18 protein-coding genes are annotated in these 20,704 nt (G+C 37.0%); 3 read left to right on the top strand and 15 right to left on the bottom strand.

Going from position 1 to position 20,704, the window contains the following annotated elements:
- Positions 1–42: 42 nt before the first annotated feature.
- The 6 genes from ACFYKX_RS06675 to ACFYKX_RS06650 form a co-directional block, all read right to left on the bottom strand.
- Entirely contained in the window at positions 43–1,299 is a 1,257-nt protein-coding gene (locus ACFYKX_RS06675) for a substrate-binding domain-containing protein (RefSeq protein WP_389359324.1), read from the bottom strand.
- A 442-nt stretch (positions 1,300–1,741) separates the two neighbouring features.
- Entirely contained in the window at positions 1,742–4,996 is a 3,255-nt protein-coding gene (locus ACFYKX_RS06670) for a BTAD domain-containing putative transcriptional regulator (RefSeq protein ID WP_389359322.1), read from the bottom strand.
- 132 nt (positions 4,997–5,128) lie between these two features.
- Positions 5,129–5,683, bottom strand: coding sequence for a signal peptidase I (lepB, locus tag ACFYKX_RS06665; RefSeq protein ID WP_389359320.1), 555 nt, complete (start codon positions 5,681–5,683; stop codon positions 5,129–5,131).
- A 28-nt stretch (positions 5,684–5,711) separates the two neighbouring features.
- Entirely contained in the window at positions 5,712–6,326 is a 615-nt protein-coding gene (locus tag ACFYKX_RS06660; RefSeq protein ID WP_389359319.1) for a TVP38/TMEM64 family protein, read from the bottom strand.
- A gap of 114 nt (positions 6,327–6,440) precedes the next feature.
- The gene (locus ACFYKX_RS06655) at positions 6,441–7,376 is read right to left on the bottom strand and encodes an LCP family protein (RefSeq protein WP_389359317.1); all 936 of its coding nucleotides are present in this window, start codon (positions 7,374–7,376) and stop codon (positions 6,441–6,443) included.
- Between the two features lie 329 nt (positions 7,377–7,705).
- Positions 7,706–9,697, bottom strand: coding sequence for a S9 family peptidase (locus ACFYKX_RS06650; protein WP_389359316.1), 1,992 nt, complete (start codon positions 9,695–9,697; stop codon positions 7,706–7,708).
- A 294-nt stretch (positions 9,698–9,991) separates the two neighbouring features.
- Between ACFYKX_RS06650 and ACFYKX_RS06645 the strand changes: the two genes are divergently transcribed.
- Positions 9,992–10,366, top strand: a complete 375-nt coding sequence (locus ACFYKX_RS06645; RefSeq protein WP_389359314.1) for a hypothetical protein — start codon at positions 9,992–9,994, stop codon at positions 10,364–10,366.
- 65 nt (positions 10,367–10,431) lie between these two features.
- Here the strand turns inward: ACFYKX_RS06645 and ACFYKX_RS06640 are convergent, their stop codons facing one another.
- The gene (locus ACFYKX_RS06640) at positions 10,432–10,983 is read right to left on the bottom strand and encodes a competence protein ComK (protein ID WP_389359313.1); all 552 of its coding nucleotides are present in this window, start codon (positions 10,981–10,983) and stop codon (positions 10,432–10,434) included.
- A gap of 196 nt (positions 10,984–11,179) precedes the next feature.
- Here ACFYKX_RS06640 and ACFYKX_RS06635 point away from each other — a divergent pair, with 196 nt between their 5' ends.
- Complete coding sequence (locus tag ACFYKX_RS06635) at positions 11,180–11,416, top strand: IDEAL domain-containing protein (protein WP_389359311.1); 237 nt, start codon at positions 11,180–11,182, stop codon at positions 11,414–11,416.
- 92 nt (positions 11,417–11,508) lie between these two features.
- Here the strand turns inward: ACFYKX_RS06635 and ACFYKX_RS06630 are convergent, their stop codons facing one another.
- From ACFYKX_RS06630 to ACFYKX_RS06620, 3 genes are all read right to left on the bottom strand, one after another.
- Positions 11,509–12,789, bottom strand: a complete 1,281-nt coding sequence (locus ACFYKX_RS06630) for a M48 family metallopeptidase (protein WP_389359309.1) — start codon at positions 12,787–12,789, stop codon at positions 11,509–11,511.
- A gap of 330 nt (positions 12,790–13,119) precedes the next feature.
- Entirely contained in the window at positions 13,120–13,425 is a 306-nt protein-coding gene (locus ACFYKX_RS06625; protein ID WP_389359307.1) for an AzlD domain-containing protein, read from the bottom strand.
- Positions 13,418–14,146, bottom strand: a complete 729-nt coding sequence (locus tag ACFYKX_RS06620) for an AzlC family ABC transporter permease (RefSeq protein WP_389359305.1) — start codon at positions 14,144–14,146, stop codon at positions 13,418–13,420. The genes ACFYKX_RS06625 and ACFYKX_RS06620 overlap by 8 nt, the downstream gene beginning before the upstream one ends.
- A 152-nt stretch (positions 14,147–14,298) precedes the next feature.
- On the opposite strand from ACFYKX_RS06620, the gene ACFYKX_RS06615 reads away from it, so the two are divergent.
- Positions 14,299–14,850, top strand: a complete 552-nt coding sequence (locus ACFYKX_RS06615; protein WP_389359303.1) for a helix-turn-helix domain-containing protein — start codon at positions 14,299–14,301, stop codon at positions 14,848–14,850.
- A gap of 254 nt (positions 14,851–15,104) precedes the next feature.
- Here ACFYKX_RS06615 and ACFYKX_RS06610 read toward each other — a convergent pair whose 3' ends face one another.
- From ACFYKX_RS06610 to ACFYKX_RS06590, 5 genes are all read right to left on the bottom strand, one after another.
- Positions 15,105–15,899: an ABC transporter ATP-binding protein gene (locus tag ACFYKX_RS06610; protein ID WP_389359301.1), complete on the bottom strand. Its 795-nt coding sequence runs from the start codon at positions 15,897–15,899 to the stop codon at positions 15,105–15,107.
- On the bottom strand, positions 15,874–16,905 hold the full coding sequence (locus ACFYKX_RS06605; protein WP_389359299.1) for an ABC transporter permease: 1,032 nt from the start codon (positions 16,903–16,905) through the stop codon (positions 15,874–15,876). Before ACFYKX_RS06605 ends, ACFYKX_RS06610 begins: the two co-directional genes overlap by 26 nt.
- 72 nt (positions 16,906–16,977) lie before the next feature.
- A complete protein-coding gene (locus ACFYKX_RS06600) occupies positions 16,978–17,976 on the bottom strand; it encodes an ABC transporter substrate-binding protein (RefSeq protein ID WP_389359297.1) in 999 nt (332 codons plus the stop codon).
- A 182-nt stretch (positions 17,977–18,158) separates the two neighbouring features.
- Positions 18,159–18,935, bottom strand: coding sequence for an enoyl-CoA hydratase-related protein (locus ACFYKX_RS06595; RefSeq protein ID WP_389359295.1), 777 nt, complete (start codon positions 18,933–18,935; stop codon positions 18,159–18,161).
- A gap of 185 nt (positions 18,936–19,120) precedes the next feature.
- The gene (locus ACFYKX_RS06590; RefSeq protein ID WP_389359821.1) at positions 19,121–20,674 is read right to left on the bottom strand and encodes a fatty acid--CoA ligase family protein; all 1,554 of its coding nucleotides are present in this window, start codon (positions 20,672–20,674) and stop codon (positions 19,121–19,123) included.
- Positions 20,675–20,704: the final 30 nt, after the last annotated feature.

Below are 20,704 nucleotides of genomic sequence, written 5' to 3'. Positions count from 1 at the left end.
TGAACTTCGGTAAAGGTTTACCGAAGTTCATCTTTTTACCTACTAGTTTCTAACTGGAGGAGCTGTTTCCTCTGGAGTTAGTTCACGAATTAATACTGGAACAGGATAAGGAACTCCATCTTTCTTTTCTAGCTTAATAGCATATAGAGATTGAAGGGCTTGATGATCTTCTGGTCGGAAAGTCATTTTTCCTTTAGGTGTTTCAAAGCTCATTCCTTCCATTGTTTCAATTAATGTATCAGCATTTGTATCGCCTTCTGTTTTCTTCAAAGCTTCAACAATTGCGATAGCAGCACTCATACCACCTGGAGTGAATAAGTCAGGAACAGCTCCGTCAAATCTCTTCTTATGTTCTTCTACTAACCAATTGTTAACTTCATTGCTTGGTAGATCATGATAGTAAACTGTGAATCCTTCCATACCAACCAGTGGTTCCATTGTTGCTAAAGCAGCGATATCTGGAGCACCTGTAGAAATTTTAATCCCTTTTTCTTGAACCTTCATGTCAGCGATTTGATTCCAAGGAGAGTTTGCTCCCGCCCAAACTACGAATAAATAATCTGGATCTGAATCAATTACTTTTTGGATGTTAGATGTGAAATCTGTTGCAGCAGGATCTGCGTATTCTTCATGAACAATTTCAGCACCAAGCTTTTCAGCAGCTTCTTTAAATGCTGCGATACCGTCCCATCCGAATGAATAATCCGGTGCAAATGTGGCAATCTTTACTCCTTCACCTGCGATAGCAGCAGCACCCGCTACAGCATCCTGTGAAGAGTTACGTGCTGTACGGAATAGATATTTATTAAACTCAGAACCTGTAATACTATCAGCTACTGCTGGTTCTACAACCATGATTTTTTCGTATTCTTCTGCTAGTGGTAATACAGCAAGCGTGTCACCTGAACTTGAAGATCCGACTAAGAAATCTACTTCATCTTCTTCAAGAAGTTTCGTTGCTTTTTGAACCGCAACCTCTGGTTTTGTTTGTGTATCCTCGATAAATACTTCTATTTTTCTCCCAGCAACTTCGTTCGTTCCGTCAGTTGCGTACTCTAATCCAAGCTCAAATCCTCTTAATGTTTGCTCCCCATAAGCTTCTAAACCACCCGTTTGGGAAACAAGTAAACCAATCTTTACGGGCTCACTGTTTTCTACTTCTTCAGTACCCTCTGTTTTCCCTTTGTCTTCATTACTATTTTCGTTTCCTGTCTGCTCGGTAGAACTACAAGCACTTGTGAAAACCATCATAAAAATCAACAAACAAATAAATGCAAAATGGCGATTAAACGCTTTCATTTCCTTTCCCCCTTAAAATTTTTAAGAAAAGCTGGTAAAGCTTTGATTTCATCTTAAAAAACAAAGGTTACAAACCAGTTACAAATTAGAAAAGCGGAATCGCCCAGTTTAGCAACGTATGGGCTGGACGGGCATCGACTGAGATAAAGGAAACACAGAGAGCGCTAGCGTTCTGATGTTGACTTATCGTAGGGAGATGACCGGAAGCACACTAGTTGCTGGGCAATGGAACTAGACAAAGAAAAGCGGAATCGCCCCGTTTAGCAACGTATGGGCTGGAGGGCATCGACTGAGATAAAGGAAACACAGAGAGCGCTAGCGTTCTGATGTTGACTTATCGTAGGGAGATGACCGGAAGCACACTAGTTGCTGGGCGATGGAGCTAGACACTGAAAAGCGGAATCGCCTTAGTACTAGTAAAAAATAGCAACCACTATGGCTGCTATATGGTGTGTATTTTCTTCCCAGCTTCAATAATCATTTCATACATATGGCGTGTAGGTTCAAGAGGGGTGACCCCTAGTTCTTTTTCAAGCACCTGACAACACTTTTGATACCACTTGATTGCAAACGGGCGATTGTTTTTTCGATAGTAGCAATACATTAATAATCTGTAAGCTTCCTCCCATGTGCGATCCTTATCCAAAATACTTTGACACCAATAAATCGCTTTATCATAATCTTCTTTTCTTACACTTAATTGTGCTAGCTTTTCTGCTCCTCTTAAAAAGAAGACTAACAATCTCTCCCTTTCATTTAAGCACCAATCGTCATATCTTCGATCAGGCAAGTAATCCCCTTTATAGAGACTAAGTCCCTTTTCAAGGCATTGGATTGCCTGCTCCCTATCCTGTTCTTCTAACCCCATTTTCATCCAATCTTCAAACAAGATAGTATCTAGCTCAATTCCCGCATTTGGGTTTAAGCCATATGACGCTCCATCTCTAATAATAAAAAATGAATTAGATCTAGCTTTTCGATTCGGTTCTAAAGCATTGTTTAAGGCATTCAGTGCTACCTTAAAGTCCCTTCCTACACTCTTATCATCCTGGTCAGGCCATAATATTTGAAAAATTTCTTCCTTGGGATAAAGCTGTTGTAGATTCGTAACAAAAAGCTGTAATAACTCCTTTGCTTTTCCGCGCTGCCAACCACGTTCTTCAACCTCTTTTTCCCCTAGCCATACTCTGAATTGCCCCAAAGTTTGGATTCTTAATGTGTAACCAGGGTGAGATTCAAGCTCACTAAAGCCCATATCCTGTAAAATTTTGGTCACATAGTGAGAATAGATATTCCGCTTTTGAGCATCAATTAATAGTGGAGCGAACATTTGTAAATCTCTTGGTCCAAAAATGGTTCGATTATGGAAGATAAATTCATACTCGCCTATTTGGACTTGCCTTAAAAATAAAGTCATATACTCGTTAAATTCTTCCTCATGACTGCCATCTAGAAAATAGCAATAAGACTTCCATAAATAAGTGAGCATTTTACCAAAATCATCATTACACTGTGTAAACATTCTCTCTACTTTATTTAAGTATGCGAGTGCATCCACCATGCGTTCACTGTACACTGAGGCAATTCCCATACAAAGAGTAATAAGGGATGACAGCCATAGGTCTTTTACCTTCTCTGTTTCCTGTAAGGCTATATTCCCTGCTTCAATAGCCCTTTCGTATTCTCCTTTGCTTCCAAAAAGAATACATAGCCCCATTAATGGTTCTGCTTTTCCTCTTTCTACTCGAATTCGATCCATGATCTCCAATGCTGTCTCATAACATTTTTTAGCTAACGAGATATCATACTTATTAATTAGCTGTACAGCATGCCCCAGCCTTATCCAACCGCATGCCTCTACAAAAGGGGATTGAATTTCTATCCCATTTTGGATTCCCTCTTGGGCCAATGTCTTTGAATATTTTCCGTTTCCTTTAATAGCTTCTATTAGTGCTAAAAGTAAATCAGTCTCTCGGTGGGATTGCGGAAGTACAGATTTATCTTGAGAAATATTATTCTTTCTAGCCTCTAATAAAATATTTCTAGCCTGCTCCAATCTACCTGTACGCAAATATAGTCTTGCCTCTAAGTTTCCATCAACAAGATTCGCCTTAAACGACCTTGCTCGTTTGATCCATTTTTCCGCTTTTATCGCTTGTCCGGAATTTATCAGATTCTCTGCTAATAATCGATAAAGCTTTCCTGTTTCTTCTTCTGAACTTAAATTACTTTTCTCACGAAGCTCGATAGCCTGATACAAAAGTCTCTCTGCATTAAATGGTTGAATCGTATCCAGATAAATTTTTGCTTTTCCTTCTAGCGCTTTACTAATTTCATGTTGATTCCCTTTCTTTTCTGCACCATGAATTGCCCGGTCATAGCAAGCTTCAGCTTCTTTATACATAGAACGATACCTTAGTACTTCCCCTTGTAAGAACCATAGGGTAAAAAAGAGATCTTTTTCCTTTTCAGGTATTTTCTTTAGTCGTTCATCTAGACTTTCAAGCTTTCCACTCTCAAGCATTGCAAAGCCATAGTCATGTAACAGGGCAGCCGCTGCCTCAAACCTTCCAATCTGTTCATAATGAGACAACGCTTCCTCCCATTTATAAATGCGCTCGAAATAACGAGCACTTCTTTCATGGAGCGCCTCCACACTTCTTGGCTGATTTTGTTTTAGTTGTTTTTCTAGAAACTCTCTGAACAACGCATGGTATCGATACTGTTTATCCCCTATTCTTTGGATAAAAATATTTTTTTCTGTCAACTGCTCTAGCATTGCTGCAGACCCCGTAATACCTAGTACAGTGTCACAAATTTCATCGTCCATTTCCTCTAACACACTTGTTTGCTCTAAAAACTGTTGGATTATGGGTGACTGCTTTGAAAAAACCTCCATGACTAAATAATCAAACAGGTCATGTAAGGATAAATCAGACTCCGTTAAAAAAAGGGCAGAATCCTCTCGATTTATAATCTGTTGAGCAATCATTCCTAAGGCAATTACCCAACCTTCTGTTAATTTATATATTTGCTCAAGCTGTGATTCATCAATAGATATATCATAGAAATCTGTTAATAAAAGTTCAATTTCCTCTTTTGTTAAGACGAGATCTTCCTTTGTAATTTCTAGTAATTGATTGCTTAACTTCATTTTCGTTAACGATTTCCACAAAGGCCTACTTCGACTGGAAACAATAATATGTAGTTGTTCTGGAATATGTTCAAGTAGCTTTTCCATCCAGCGGTTCACATTGTATGAATGCTCAACCTGGTGGAAGTCATCGAACACAAGTGTAATATCTTCCTCTATTGATAAAACTTCATTTATAAATAACGAACACAGTGTACTAAGTTCTTCTTCACGAATATACCGATCCATTTCATCTATAAATTGGGATAATTCCCTACCAAAAGTGGGGTAAACAGTACGGATAGATGAAATTATGTAGGTTAAGAATGGAATAATATCATCATCTGAAGAAGATATGGAATACCAACAACATTTATTTTTCTCATCTGTCACATAGAGTGATAAAGCAGTACTCTTTCCGTAACCTGCCCCTGAATGAACAAGAGTCAAAGGATAATTAGAAATCGCTTTCATTTTCTTTGACAATTTTGCTCTTCGAATCGTTTCATCCTTCAATTTCGGAGCAATAAGCTTCGTCTTAATGACTGGCATAGGTTTTCTCAACTGTTTACCCTCCTTTCCTTTTCCTTATTTTACATAATATTTCTACTATTCTATCATATAATTACAAAAAAAGGACTCGAATTAAGTCGAGTCCTTAGCATTTTATATATGAATACACATCTGTTAAAAATGTTAAAATGATACAGCAACATGATCAAATGGCCAATATCTGAGGTTAACTTTCCCTACCACTTGATCTACTGGAACAAAGCCAAAATGTCGACTGTCCCAGCTTCCAAGACGATTATCTCCTAGGACAAAGACTTGACCCTCTGGAACTACCTCTTCGCCTGTCATCTCGCTTAAAGTAAAATCACCTGTTAACTGTGCTCCGAATATTTGTTGTTTGTGCTTTTCCAAATAAGGTTCTTGTACGGCTTTACCATTTATAAATAATTGGTCATTTTTATACTCTATTGTATCCCCAGGTAGCCCGATGATTCTTTTAACATAATCCTCGTCTTTATTCGCATGGAAAACGACCACATCGAATCGGTCTAAATCGCCTATTTGATAGCCAATCTTATTCACTACAAGCTTATTTCCATCTTGTAGTGTTGGCATCATAGATTCACCTTCTACTTCATAGTTGGAGAAGAAAAACGTACGTATAAAAACAAAAATAATGAGACCTATTCCAAGTGCCTTAATCCACTCTAAACCTTCTTTTTTAATTTGTTCATTCAACGCAATCTCCTCCACATCACTCTATTATCTATTTACCTTGACTATGCTCAGCCGCCAAATTCATTCGTACCTCAATTCTTTTTCCAACAAACCACAAGATAAAAATTACGACCGCTACTATGGCTGTTCTAACTGGTTGAGTAATTAAAGCCCTAATATCATAGCCAACAAAACTAATTGTAAAAATCATGACCATTTTTCCTGTTAGTACTGCTAGCATATATTGGGCCATACTAATTTTGGATAGGCCTGCAACAATATTTACAACAGCCGACGGCGTAAATGGAAAACATAATAATACAAATAACGGACCAAAACCACGACGCTCTACCCAAGTCATTAATTTTTGTACTTGAGGATGTCTTTTAACAAAATTCAAAATACGTTTTTGCCCATATTTTCGGACTAAGAAAAAAACTAGTAAGGCTCCAGCACATGCTCCAATCCAAGAGAACAAAAATCCAAACCAAAGCCCAAAAGCATTTGCATTCGCCATCACAAATAAAAACAGAGGTAAGAACGGTAAGAACGCCTCAAGCATTGGAAGCAATATTCCAGGAATAGGACCTAACGCTTTATATCTACCAATTAACTCCATTATATTTTCAATTGTAAACCATTCTCTCATTAATTCTATGTCCATTAAATATCTCCTTGATTAAAAAAAGCAACGTTTTTTACAAAATCCTATTTAGTCTATTTTTACCTCTTTTTTATATTGTACACTCCCTTTTAGTAAAAGAGAACTTTTGACTCCTTATCTGCCAAGGAATTCATTTATGGCTGCCTTGTTCTTTTCAGTATCAATAAGCAATACAGATGCCCCATTCATCCTAGCATTTTCCCAAGCTCCATCTACCGGTATCCTCATCGTTTCAATATCCCGATTGTTCTTTGAAAGATAGTCTTTACCGATATAAAGCATATCTCCAGCATCCATATTTGTCGTGATAAATGGCGAAACAACACCTAGTAATTTAGGGAGTTTTGGGATGGTTTGAAAGCTTTTTAATTGATTTCCTATCTGTTTCATTACTTCCTGTTGCCTTTCTACCCTACCAAAATCACCAACTGCATCTTGTCTAAAGCGAACATATCCTAAAAGATGCTTACCATCTAACTTCTGTAGTCCTGGTTCAATCGTCACACCAATGTTGGCTGACATCCTTTTTTCAACGTTTACCTCTACTCCCTCTGGAAATGCTTCATCAATTAATTGTACAAAACCTTCGAAATCTACAATAGAATAATACTGTAAATCTATCCCAAAGTTTTCTTTAATCGTTTGCCGTAAAAGCTCTGGACCACCCTTTGCAAATGCAGTATTTATTCGGTTTTCTCCATGGCCTGGAATGGTTACATACATGTCCCTCATAAAAGAGATAATTTTGTAACTTTTTTTATCAGGGTGATATTGGGCAACCATAATCGTATCTGTACGAGACTTATCCTCTCCTCTTGAATCACTTCCTAAAAGGAGGATATTCATTGCACCGTATTCATCAACCTCTCCATTGAAGGCATACGTTTCTTTCTTGATTTCCACTTTCTCTAGTGACTGTGTTTCTCCCTGCTTAAATTGATAATATGTGTAAGCAAAGCCACTACCGACTAGTAAGAAAATCAATAAAAAGAAGTTTCTCCATCGCTTCTTTTTCTTATCTTTTTTTTGTTGGTGTCTCTCGAATCTCATTATTACATACCTTCCGATCTAGAAAATTTCTTTCCTGAAGGCTCTTTTTTGGAAAGATCAAACAATCTTTAAATTCAACATAATCTAATGAAAAGCCCCTCTTGTATAAGACTTAGTTTTCACTAGAAAAGTTTCTTTTTATGAGACACTTTTCGACATTTTGTCCCATTTTCCTCTTTTCTTTATTATTACTTATCAACACCGTAGATAGTAAAAAATATTGGTTAAGAGTAAGATTGTTTTTTAGAACAAAGATGTTAAAGAATATGTATCCAAAAATATTCCTATGTAAAAACGCCGCAAAACAATGTTCTGCGGCGTTCTTACTATTATTTAATATACTCATTAAACCAATTTGCAATGTAATTTAATCGATCAATTCTTAGATTTGGTTTCCCACTTCTAGATAATTCATGATTAGATTCAGGGAAGCGAACAAATTTCGTTTCTTTCTTTCTATGCTTTAATGCAATGTAAAGCTGCTCAGCTTGCTCAATTGGACAGCGGTAGTCTTTTTCACTATGAAGGATAAGCAACGGTGTTTCTACTTCATTAACATATTTCAATGGCGAATGCTTCCATAGTGTTTCGATGTCTTCCAACTCAGCTTTGATTTGCCATTCATTAAAGTAGTATCCAATATCACTTACACCGTAGAAGCTAATCCAGTTTGAGATTGAACGTTGTGTTACAGCTGCTTTGAATCGGTTTGTGTGACCTACAATCCAGTTTGTCATAAACCCACCATAGCTTCCACCAGTAACACCTAGTCGACTCTCGTCAATAAAGTCAAAGTTTTCAAGGACATAATCGACTGCTTCCATTAAGTCAGCATAGTCTCTTCCACCATAGTCCCCTCTTACCGCATCAACAAACTTTTGGCCATAGCCATGGCTTCCCCTTGGATTGATAAATAGGACTGCATATCCTTGGGCAGCTAGTGTTTGGAACTCATGGAAATATGTATTTGCATACATAGCATGTGGACCACCGTGTATTTCAAGAATTAAAGGATATTTTTCCCCTTCTTGATAATTTGCAGGCTTCATTAGCCAGCCATGTAAATCCCAATCATCCTTAGATTTGAATTCAATTTCTTCTACTCCAGCAAGTTTTACTTCTTTAGTGAATGCCTCATTTGTAAACGTCAGCTGCTGTAGGTCCCCAGTTGGAACATCTAATAAGAAAAGCTCTCCTGGTAGGGTTGGCTTACTGACTGCAACTACTGCCGTATTTACATTTCCACCAGTTGTTAAACCATAAACATGTTGCTGATCTAACAAAGCAGGGTACAACTCACCACTTAAAGCTCCATAATAAACAACTGTATTCCCGTGGTCTGTCGCTAAGAAATAGAAACTGTTGTTATCTTCTGACCAAAGTAAACCTGGACTTACGGTTCCTTGTTGGAAATCTCCTATTGCAAAATCTCCGACCAAAAGCTCTGAATCACTTGTTAAACACTTCAGTTCATTTTCCTCAACGTCAAATACCCAAATCTTGCTCAACGTAGCATTGGCGAATTCGCGCTCATGCCCAATTAAACCAATATATTTACCATTTGGGGACCAGGTAGCATTCCCGAAATAACCTGTTCCATTTGTAATTTTTTGTAGTTGTTTCGTCTGCACATCTAGCAAATACAAATCATTTAAAAAGGAAAAATCTAAATCTTCACTTAAGTCTGCTGTTACGGCAAGATGTCTTCCATCCGGTGACCAACTTTGAAGATGATAATCCGATTCACCTTCTGTTAAAAGTTCCATTTCACCTGATACTAAATCGACAATCGCTACTTGCTTAAACTTGCCGTTATAAAAACCTACTGCATCTGATTTATACTTCATTTTATCTACTTCAAGAGGAGTCAACTTCTTATTCTTTTCGTCCTTCTTTTCCTCTTTTGAATATAGGTCTTCTTCTTTGCCTAAAGATACATTAAATGCCAATTTGGTACCATCTGGTGACCACACAGGATTGCTTGCCCCGTTTACACAATTGGTAATTGGTTGAGCTTCCCCACCATTGTTGTTTAAAACATAAATTTGATTTTTTCCACTTCTGTTTGAAACAAAAGCGATTTGTTGGCCATTGGGAGACCAACGCGGAGAGTGGTTACGGTGCTCCCCAAAGGTCCATTGAACTGCCTTGCTTTTTTCCGTTACATTTATGTAAAAAAGATTTGAGACATAATCATTCTTTTCTTCAGAAATTAATGTTTCAACGTAGATTAGATCCTTCCCGTTTGCTGCTAATTGAGGATCTGCTACAGATTTTAATTTAAATAAATCATCAGACTTTATGTTTCTAGTTGCTTGCAAGTCATCTCATCCTTCCCAGTATAGTAACTGCCAAATTATTATATACAAACCTATTTTACTCTTTTATTTCGATAATAGAAATACTTTTCCGCCTTCTTTTCAGAATTTTTGTATTTGTTAATTTTTTCATTTGGAAATCCTTATCGTGTTAAACATCCTACCAGTTTAGTCACTCAAGTATATTATTAGATTTTCTCTGGAAAAGTTAATGATATGACTTGATATATCCTTTTAATTTTTGTAAGATATAAACGAACAGATGTTCCTATTTTATTCAATAGGGGTAAGGTGCTTATGACAAGAATTCCAGAAGAAGATCGAAACATATTGGAACAAGCCATTTATTTGCCCATGGTGTTAACTGTTTTAAATAAGGACTTAGCTGTCTTTAAAAAGAGCCCCTTTAAGTTACAACAGCCTTATTTAAATCTTGTAGAAGAAACGATGAAGGCGATCCAGAAGGAGTTAGCAGAGGTAAGACGCTATATGAAGAAAAATAAGCTCCAAGTATTTGAGTCCAAAAGAGATGAAGCTTTTACCATGTTTACTTTTTTATATAAAGGATACGAAGAACACCATAATTATTTTAACCCTAGAATACGAAACAAGGTCCAAGAATTAATGGATTTTTATCTATATAAGAGACATAGTGGTTCTAAGTCAACATGATTCTGATTCTTTATCATTACAACATAAAAACAGAAGCACTCACCAATGCTTCTGCAGAGTTAAATTTAATAGGATGATCTCATTTCAGAAGCTTTCAACAATCTTGGCTTGTTCATATATTTAAACTTTTTATGGGTTTCCTCAATTCTTTGAGTCAGCTTAGATTTAAGCATAACTGTTCTAATGAGTTGATTTTGAAATGAACTTGGAGAGATTGGAATGTCTAATACATGTCCATTGTTAAAGGTAACGATTGTGCCATTCTCACTTCCCTTCATATAGTCTGCAATATGTTCATGAGAAATCCAAATGCATTGAGGTTTTTCTGGAGATGTAGTCGGAAAGAAATAAATAGAGTTTGGTGGGGAGATAGATATAGGAACTTTGTGTGTAATTCCAATGAGTTCTTTCGTTCCGTCTTTCCTTCCTTCAAAACTTGATCCAAAGAATTGACAGCTCTTTTTAATAATCTCTAATGGTTTAAACGGAGAGATAAGCTCCTCTTCAAATTCAATAATTTTAGAATAGGTTTTACTCCCATAGGTAATTGGCATAACGACCATTGTCAAAGGAGTAATTTCATATTCCTCTATTATATGCCTCTTCTGCATAACCATCTTTTCACTCCTTACTACGTGATATGCTTCATATCATATCAGTTCTTAATCGTTTTTGGATTACAATTGTAAAAATTTCGGAAATTATTCAAAATTTTACCTGCATACAAAATAATTATTTAAATTTTTTAAAAATTCTGTTGATTATTTCTTCATCATTCCATATAATATTAAAAAGGCATCAGAGGTGATTCCCATGAAGGAAAAATCTTACTCAGAATTAATGAAATCCGGTACATTGAATCGAAAGAAGGCAAAAGAATCGTTCGTGTTAGATTTGTACATTGAGATGCTATTGTCAGAATCCTTATTAAAGGCTGAAAGAGAAAAGTTGACTAAACGAATTGACAAAGCCATTGATGACCAAGACAAACCAACTTTTATGAAGTTATCCAAAGAATACAACCAATTAACGAAGCGTTTTGGAACATAGAGAAAATTCAAGATTGATAGAACTTATCCCTCCAATAATAGCGGAGGGTTTTTATTTTTTTCAAGAGAAAAAGAGGCCCAAACTGGACCTCATTACTTATTATGATTTATTCTTTTTTCCATCTCATAATCTTCAATCATAGATATCCGTTCGAGCATGGTTGGGTGGCCATACCTAAAAATTTTGACCAATAGTGGTGGGTTTACTTGGCTTAAACCGGCTCTCGTTAGTTCTTGGAATGTTTGAATAGCTGCCTCAGAATCGTCTGTCATGTTGATAGCATATCGATCTGCCCGAGTTTCCTGATACCTAGAAACTGTATTAGATAAAGGACTTGACACAAACATAAGCATGGAAAGGATCATTAGGAACAATGGAAGCGATCTTATGTCATGAACCGAAGGAATCTTAAACGCCTCTCCCCACCTGTCGATCACATAATGCATGATACGATATGTTAAATAAAGTCCGAGTAGTGATAAAAGTAAGTAGCCCCCTATCCCTATATAAAGGTGCTTTTCAACATAGTGTGCCATTTCATGAGCCATGATAAATAAAATCTGATCTTCACTTAATTTATTTAAGGTAGTGTCCCAAAGAACGATTCTTGAGTTTGAACCTATCCCCGTTACATATGCATTTAAGGCATTTGTCTTTTCAGCCATATTCACTTCAAACACATGTTCAGCTGGAATATTCGCCTCTTCGGCAAGCGTTAAAATTTTTGCTTCTAACTCTTTATTTTTCAACGGATAAAAATCGTTATATAGAGGATCAATGATAACAGGCTGTAGGAACATCATAAACAAGGTAAAAGGTACTGATAGCAGCCATGCATAGAGCCACCATCTTTTTGTACTTTTTTTCATCAACCAATATAATACTGAAACAATAACAAACATGGTTCCATAATTAACCCAGAAGTCAATTAGCTCATCTTTCATCCATGAAGCAAAAGATTGTGTTGAGATATTATAGGTTTTTGATAGTGAAAAGCTAATGTAGCTTAATGGAAATGTTGCCACAAATGCAAAGAAAGATAACCAAATTAAATAAATGGCTGTTTGAAGGACCTTATATTTGGAAGATTGCTCACCCCAACGCTTGAAAGCTTTAGATAGTCCAAATAGTAGGATTAATAAATAAAATATCCATTCAAATGGAGTTGCCAGGAAAAATAGAAGGTTTCTTATTTTAGAATATTCCTCACTAAGCGTTAACTCTCGTCCATTTAAAAATGTAGCAGGATCAGCTGTAGAGCCATCATATTCAAATGGCAAACTTGTGTCTGCAAAGTAAAATAAATACCAGTAGAAAAATAATCCGTATATAATATAGGCCAATACCCCATAAAAACCTATCTTTCTAGCCATCGAACCCCCCCTTAAGAATTAACTTTATTACGGTCTAACCCACTAAACTGCCTACTATTTTTGTACAACCCCTCTATATTTAGTTTAGTAAAAAAATTAGTATTTAGAACTATATCTTGTCTCTCTTCATTATTTACATTCAAGGTTACCACCCAAAAAGGGTTTCACAAATATGGACAGTATTTCGTGTGAATTTAGCGGTTATAGTTTACTCTTCAAAATGAAGGATTCCACATTAAAAAATACTGATTCTTAAAGAACCAGCACTTTTAGAGAAATATATTTTAGCTAGGCAATAAGTAACCCAAGGACTGTCAACTTATATAAAAACTAAAAGAAAAATGAATAAATGGATAATACAGTAATGGACCCTAACACTACGACAATTACATTTGCACCAAGGAAGGCAGCAATAAATGCTGCTGCAGCGCCAAGCAGTCCGTACCATATATCTTCTTGGATAAAGAGGATCCCTGGAAAAATGAGAGCACCTAAAGTTGCGTAAGGAACATTTTTTAATACCCCTTGTAAGAAAGCAGGAAGTTCTTTCCCTTTAAAAAGAACAAAAGGCAGCATTCTCGGGATATAGGTTACAACGGCCATTCCAATAATCATCCAAACCATTTCACTATGCAAACTCTCCGCCCCCTTTTTTCCGTTTTACCCCTTCAACAAGTTCTACAATTACTGCAGATAATAGCGTCGCTACGACAATTCCCCAACCTGTCGATAATAGGCTAGTAAATGTAAAAATCGTATTGAAGCTAGCAGCTAACACAGCTAAATAAACAACCTTCACACTTTTTTTCATTGAAGGTACTAATAACCCTACAAACATCGCATACAACGCCACTGACATACTTTCTTGAAGCATCCTCGGTAAACTGCCTCCAATAACATGTCCTAAGCCAGAATTCACTACCCAACTTGAGTAAGCCATGAGGATAACGCCAAACAAGAAGCCAGTAGATACCTTTCCTTCCCTTAATGCTGCAACAGAAAACGTTTCATCTGTTATCCCAAATGAATACAACATCTTGACTGGCGTATGTTCATCCTCACACTTCTCATTTAATGAAGCAGACATGAGGAAATGACGAATGTTAACAATAAGTGTTGTAAGAATAATTTCAAAAGCCCCAGTTCCTAATGTTAGTAAACTTAATGAAATATACTGAGAGGCTCCAGCAAAAACTAGTAAACTCATCAAAACCGTTTCACTTACTGTTAGTCCTGTAGTTTTAGCAAGTAAACCGAATGTAATAGCAATTGGAAAATAACCTATCCCGATACTAATTCCTGCTTGAATACCTTTCCTAAACTCTGAGGAAACCTTCCCTAATGCTAGCTCTGACATTACAAACACACCACCTTAACCATTTATGAATGACCTTGTAGAAACCGAAACAAAAAAGTATAATATAATAAACAAATGTATACCATAACGGATATTTGATATAACATATTATACATCCGTGCACTATAATACACAATATTTTTGGAGGAAATATGGAAAATATTCAAAAAAATATTGGAGAAAACTTAAGAAACATTCGTAAATCAAGAGGTTACAGCCTAGATCAAACAGGTGAAATAACGGGTGTAAGCAAAGCCTTGCTCGGTCAGATTGAACGCGGTGAGTCGAACCCTACTGTTACAACCCTTTGGAAAATAGCTAAAGGGCTTCAAGTCTCTTTTTCATCTCTTATTAATGAAGAAGCAACTGATGTTGTTTACGTAAAATTGAGAAATACCATTCCAATCATTGAAAATGATGGTGAATACCGTGTATATTCCATATTTCCCTTTGATCCTAGAAAAAAGTTTGAGATTTTTACTGTTGAAATGGAATTAGGCTGTGAACACACTTCTGAGAAACATAACGAAGGCGTAGAAGAATATATTACCGTCATGACAGGTGAACTAGAAATGATTATCGGTGACGAAAGCTTTAAAGTAGAGACTGGTAATTCTATCAGGTTCCTGGCAAATAAGACTCATACCTATCGAAACACCGGTCACGGAAAAACAACCTATCAAGCGGTTATGTATTATCCTTAAGACCAAAAGCGCAATCGCCCGTTTAGCGACGTATAAACTGGACTCCCTTCGTATGAGATAAAGGAAACACGAAGAGCGTTAGCGATTCGATGTTGACTTATCGTAAGGAGAGGGGGGGAAGTTTACTAGGCGCTGGGCGCTGGAGCTGGACGTGTATAATTAACTGAGAGTTATACATAGGCTAGCATTTTATAATTTTCTAAACAACAAGGGAAAACACATGGTCTACTAAACCATGTGTTTTTTTATCTCAATTATATAAGAACAGCACGGTCGGAGTTCATCTTCTCTCCACGAATTCTTTGGAATTCTAGTAGTAGCTTTTCGACCGTTAACTCATTTTTCTCGTCTTCATTTGCTTCAAATATGATTTGGCCCTTATCCATCATAATTAATCTATTTCCAAGCTCTAGAGCCTGTTGCATATTATGCGTTACCATAAGTGTCGTTAATTTGTATTCATTAACGATTTCCTTTGTTAAATTTGTGATTAACTCAGCCCTAGAAGGATCTAGTGCAGCAGTATGTTCATCAAGTAATAATATTTTTGGTTCAGTAAATGTTGCCATTAACAAGGAAAGTGCTTGCCTCTCTCCCCCAGAAAGAAGCCCTACTTTCGCCTGGAGTCGATTTTCAAGCCCTAGATGTAGTGACTCTAACTTTTCTTGGAAAAGCTCTTTTCTCTTTTTAGTAACACCTTTGCTCAACCCACGTGATTGGGTTCGTGAATAAGCAATTGCTAAATTCTCTTCAATTGTCATAGAAGGAGCGGTACCGGCCATTGGATCCTGAAAAACACGTCCAATTAGCTTCGACCGTTTATGTTCTTTTATATGACTGACATCTTTACCATCTATTACTACTTCTCCGATATCCGGAAACATTTTACCTGATATGATATTCATTAAGGTGGATTTTCCGGCACCATTACTTCCTATTACTGTAACAAAGTCTCCAGCTCTCAGGGACAAGTTAACATGCCCTAAAGCCACCTTCTCGTCTGGTGTACCTTCGTTAAATACTTTATAAATCTGATTCAATTGTAGCAAGGCTTTCACCACTTTTCTTCTGTTTGTTGATAGTTAATTGACTCGTTGCGAGGAGCCTCTTCTTCCTTTTCCGTTTCTCACGCTGCTGATCTATGATCTTTGGTATAACTAATGCTGAAACAACAATGAATGCTGTGATAAGTTTCATATCACCCGTTTCCAAAAACTCGACTCTTAATGCAAGTGTAATAATAATTCGGTAAAGGATTGCCCCACCGATTACAGCAAGTGTTGCACGAACAATATTCTTGGCTCCAAAAATGGCTTCACCAATAATGACAGATGCTAAGCCAATAATAATCATTCCAATTCCCATACCAACATCACTAAAACCATTGTACTGAGCAATTAAAGCTCCGGAAAAAGCTACAAGAGAATTGGATAAACCAAGACCTAGTATCTTTAAGAAATCAGTATCAGCAGAAAAACTTCTAATCATCGTTTCATTGTCACCAGTAGCCCGAATCGCCAATCCAAGGTCTGTTTTTAAGAAAAAGTCAATTAATCCTTTAGTGACTAAAGCTAGAAGAAGCATTAGCAGAAGAATCCCCCATGTTTTAGGGATATAGCCTGACAACCCGACCGATGTAAGTATGGTTTCTAGAAATTGATCAACCTTAATCTTTTGCCAAAAGTCATTAATCATTGTAATAACCGTTGACTCCTGAAGGAGAGGAACATTCGATTTCCCCATGATTCTAAGATTGATAGAGTACAAAGCAATCATCATTAATATCCCTGAGAGAAGAGGATTAATCTTCCCCTTCGTATGCAATAATCCAGTCATACATCCTGCTAAAAATCCGGCAATCATCGCCGCTATTGTAGCAATAAAAGGATTGGTTCCCCCTACAATTAATATGGCCGCTACCGATGCACCCGTTACAAAGCTCCCGTCAACCGTTAAATCAGGGAAGTCTAAGATTCTAAAAGATAAATAGACACCTAAAGCCATCAGTGCATACATAGCACCCGCTTCAACAGAACTAAAAATTGAAAAAAACATAATAAAACTTCCTTTCTACTATCTCGGAAAAATAAGGGCCTCTCTATATAAGTAGAAGCCCTTACCTACTTTTTATTCTAGAAACTCAGCAAGGTCAGCCCACTCATCCTTGACTTCCACACCCATTTCACTTGCTGCTTTTTTGTTAATTAAAAGTTTTAAGTTTTGCGGATATTGAACTGGAAGCTCTGCTGGAGTTTTCTCACCTTTTAAAATTTGTGCAGCCATTAATCCTGCCTCGTAACCAATATCACCGTAATCAAAGCCGTACCCTGCAAATCCTCCACGCTTAACAGAATCTAACTCGCCTACAAATAGAGGTAAATCGTTCTCATTTGCAACTTGGATTACGGATTCTAAGGCAGATACAACGGTATTATCTGTGATAATGTAGATTGAGTCAGCTTTGCCAATTAAGGACTCTGCAGCTTGCTTTACTTCAGACGAAGTTGAAACCGTTGCTTCAACTAGGTTAAGATCCGTTCCTTTTAAAGCTTCTTCTACAAGGGCAATTTGAGCAACGGAATTTTGTTCTCCTGAGTTATAAATAACTCCTACATTGTTCCCGTCAAATTGCTCATCGATAAACTTCACCATGTTTGGAATAGCATCGGGATGTGTATCCGTTGTTCCCGTAATATTAGCCCCAGGCTCTTCCATAGACTTCACAAGTTCTGCCCCAACTGGGTCCGTAACGGAAGTAAATACGATTGGAATTTCCTTTGTTGCGTTTAAAGCACTATAAGCACTTGGAGTAGAGTTTGCAAAAATTAGATCCACTTTATCTCCAACAAAATTATCAGCAATTGATTTTGAGTTGTTTTGATCTCCTTGAGCGATTTGAACATCAAATTCTACCTCTAACCCTTCATCCTCTAACGCTTTCTGAAAGCCTTCTAACGCTGCATCAAGGGAAGGATGTTCTACAATCTGCGTGACACCCACTTTATATGTTTTTCCTCCTGATGAAGATCCTTCGTCTCCACCTGTACTTTCAGATGTTCCACAACCACTTAGTAGCATCGTCCCCATTAAGCCAACTATAGCCACCGATTTCATTTTCTTAAACATTTAAATCCCCCTCTTTATATGTAACTACTTCACTTTTACACTTTTAAGCTTTTATGCTTTTATGCACTAAAACATTTTCTATAGATAAGATTATATAATTATATTAGGGGGAATATCAAGTATTTTTTTAGTTTGATTCTTAACCAAACTAAAAAAACACGGTGAAATATCACCGTGTGCTCTTACTTGCCTTTAAAATTAGGTTTTCTTTTTTCACTAAATGCCGTTAGGGCTTCCACTCGATCTTCTGTAGGAATCGTTACTTCATACGCTTTTCGCTCAATATTTAATCCTGTTTGCAAATCTACGTTCATCCCATGTTTTACCGCAAATTTTGCTTGTTGTAATGCAATTGGCCCGTTTGCAAGCATTTGTTGGGCTAGTTCTATACTAGATTCTAACAAGGAATTTTTTTCAACAACTTTATTTAAAATTCCATAATCTAACGCTTCTTCTGATGTTAGACGTTTGGCAGTTAGGATTAATTCCAATGCCTTAGCCTGCCCAATTAATCTTGGAAGTCTTTGTGTTCCACCTGCTCCTGGAATAATCGCTAGACTCGTTTCCGTCAACCCCATTAACGTTCCAGAGACTGCAACTCGAAAGTCACAGGATAGGGCTAATTCCATTCCGCCGCCAAATGCAAAGCCATTAATAGCAGCTATAGTCGGTTGTGGAAGCTGGTCAATAGCTGTAAACACATCACCTATTTTGAATATATTTCGTTTTACCTCTTCGGGAGTTAGTGATTTTCTCTCCTTTAAGTCTGCACCAACACTATATGCTTTTTCACCAGCTCCAGTAAAAATGACTACGCGAACTTCTGAATCTGTTCGGATTTTCTCAACAATTCCTTGTAGCTCCACCAATGTATCGAAATTAAAGGCATTCAAAGCCTCAGGTCGGTTTAATGTTACAATTCCAATGTGATCTCTTACTTCAAATAAAATTGAACTCACTTATGATCAACTCTCCTTTTTATCGCATTAGGTAAATAACCTTCAATAAAGACGATAAGTCATTACTTTTCTTACTTCTCTTCTCTCTATATCAATTTCGTTATTCTTCTTGAAAACCCTTTCAGAATTCTAAAATTTTCTACTAAAAAAAGAGCAGACCTACAAAAGTCTGCTCTTTCAATCTATTAGTTTTGAAGAACCTGCTGTTTAAGTGCTCTTCTTAAAATTTTCCCTGTAGTATTTTTAGGAAGCTCTTCTAAAAATTCTATTGAACTAGGAACCTTGTACTTTGCTAAATGCTCGCTACAATATTCATGAAGTTGCTCAGCTGTTAATTCTGGATTTTTACTAACCACATAACTTCTTACCGCTTCTCCTAGATTTGGATCTGGTACGCCTAACACAGCTGCCTCGACTACATCAGGATGCGCATAAAGAACTTCTTCTACTTCACGTGGGTACACATTATAGCCACCCACTAGGATTAAATCCTTTTTACGATCGACAATATAGAAGTAGCCTTCTTCATCAACCTTTGCTAAGTCTCCAGTATAAAGCCAACCATCACGAATGGTCGCTGCTGATTCCTCAGGTAATTTATAGTAGCCCTTCATAACATTTGGACCACGAACAATTAATTCTCCTACTTCACCTACTGGTACTTCCTCACCAAGCTCATTAACCACTCTATTTTCAACATTAACGATAGACTGCCCGATTGAGCCAGGCTTTCTTGGTTTATCTAGTGGATTGAAGCATGTAACTGGAGAAGCTTCAGAAAGTCCATATCCCTCAGAAATTAGCACATTGAATTTTTCCTCAAATGCTTTTAAAAGAGAAACAGGCATAGATGCTCCGCCCGAGATACAAAGTCTAAGAGACTTTAAATCTTCCGGATTGCCCTCTGGATACTGATACAAGAAATTGTACATCGTTGGAACCCCTGCAAATACAGTTGGTTCAAACTTCTTAGCAAGTCTGAAAATCTCTTGTGGACTAAATTTTGGATCGATTAAAATGGTCGCACCAGTCATGAAAGGTGCATTCAAGGCAACAGTTAAACAGAACACGTGGAACATAGGTAACGTTGTAATAACACGGTCATCTTCATTCATGTGCAAGTATTGACCTACATCTCGTGCATTGCTAAACAGATTTTTATGTGTCAACATGGCACCTTTAGGTTTTCCTGTTGTTCCGGAAGTATAAAGAATAACGGCAACATCATCTTCATCTAATTCCGGTCCTTTATAGCTTAAATCACCAGATACCAATACTTGTGTAAACGCTTTTAATTTTGGAGCAACTGTTAACTTAGAAAGGTCAGTATTAGCCTCTTTTCCTTGAGGTGTTTCGCAAACAATAAAGTTTTCAACACTCGGTAATGCCCCATGCATTTTTTCTGCTAAAGGTAGTAGTAAGTCAAGTGCCACAACTACTTTTACATCACCATTATTTAAAATATACCCAATCTCATCCGGAGTATAAATTGGATTAATCGGAATAACTGTTGCACCTAAACGAAGTGCCCCGTACATTCCAATGATAAAGTAAGGTGAATTCCCTAATAATAATCCAACATGATCTCCCTTTTTAACCCCTAATTGCTCTAGACCTGATGCAAATTTCGTAATTGCTCCATCTAGCTCTGCGTATGTACTTGATTGATCCATAAAATAATATGCAGGCTTTTGAGGCAATCTTTTAGCAGTCTCGTGTAACTGAGAAGATAAATTCATCATGCCATCCCCTTTGGTATTGAATGAATA

The organism is Cytobacillus spartinae (assembly GCF_042865285.1).
Lineage (GTDB): Bacteria > Bacillota > Bacilli > Bacillales > Cytobacillaceae > Robertmurraya_A > Robertmurraya_A spartinae.
Note: the sequence above shows the minus strand (reverse complement) of the source record. Positions and strands in the feature narration are given on the sequence as shown.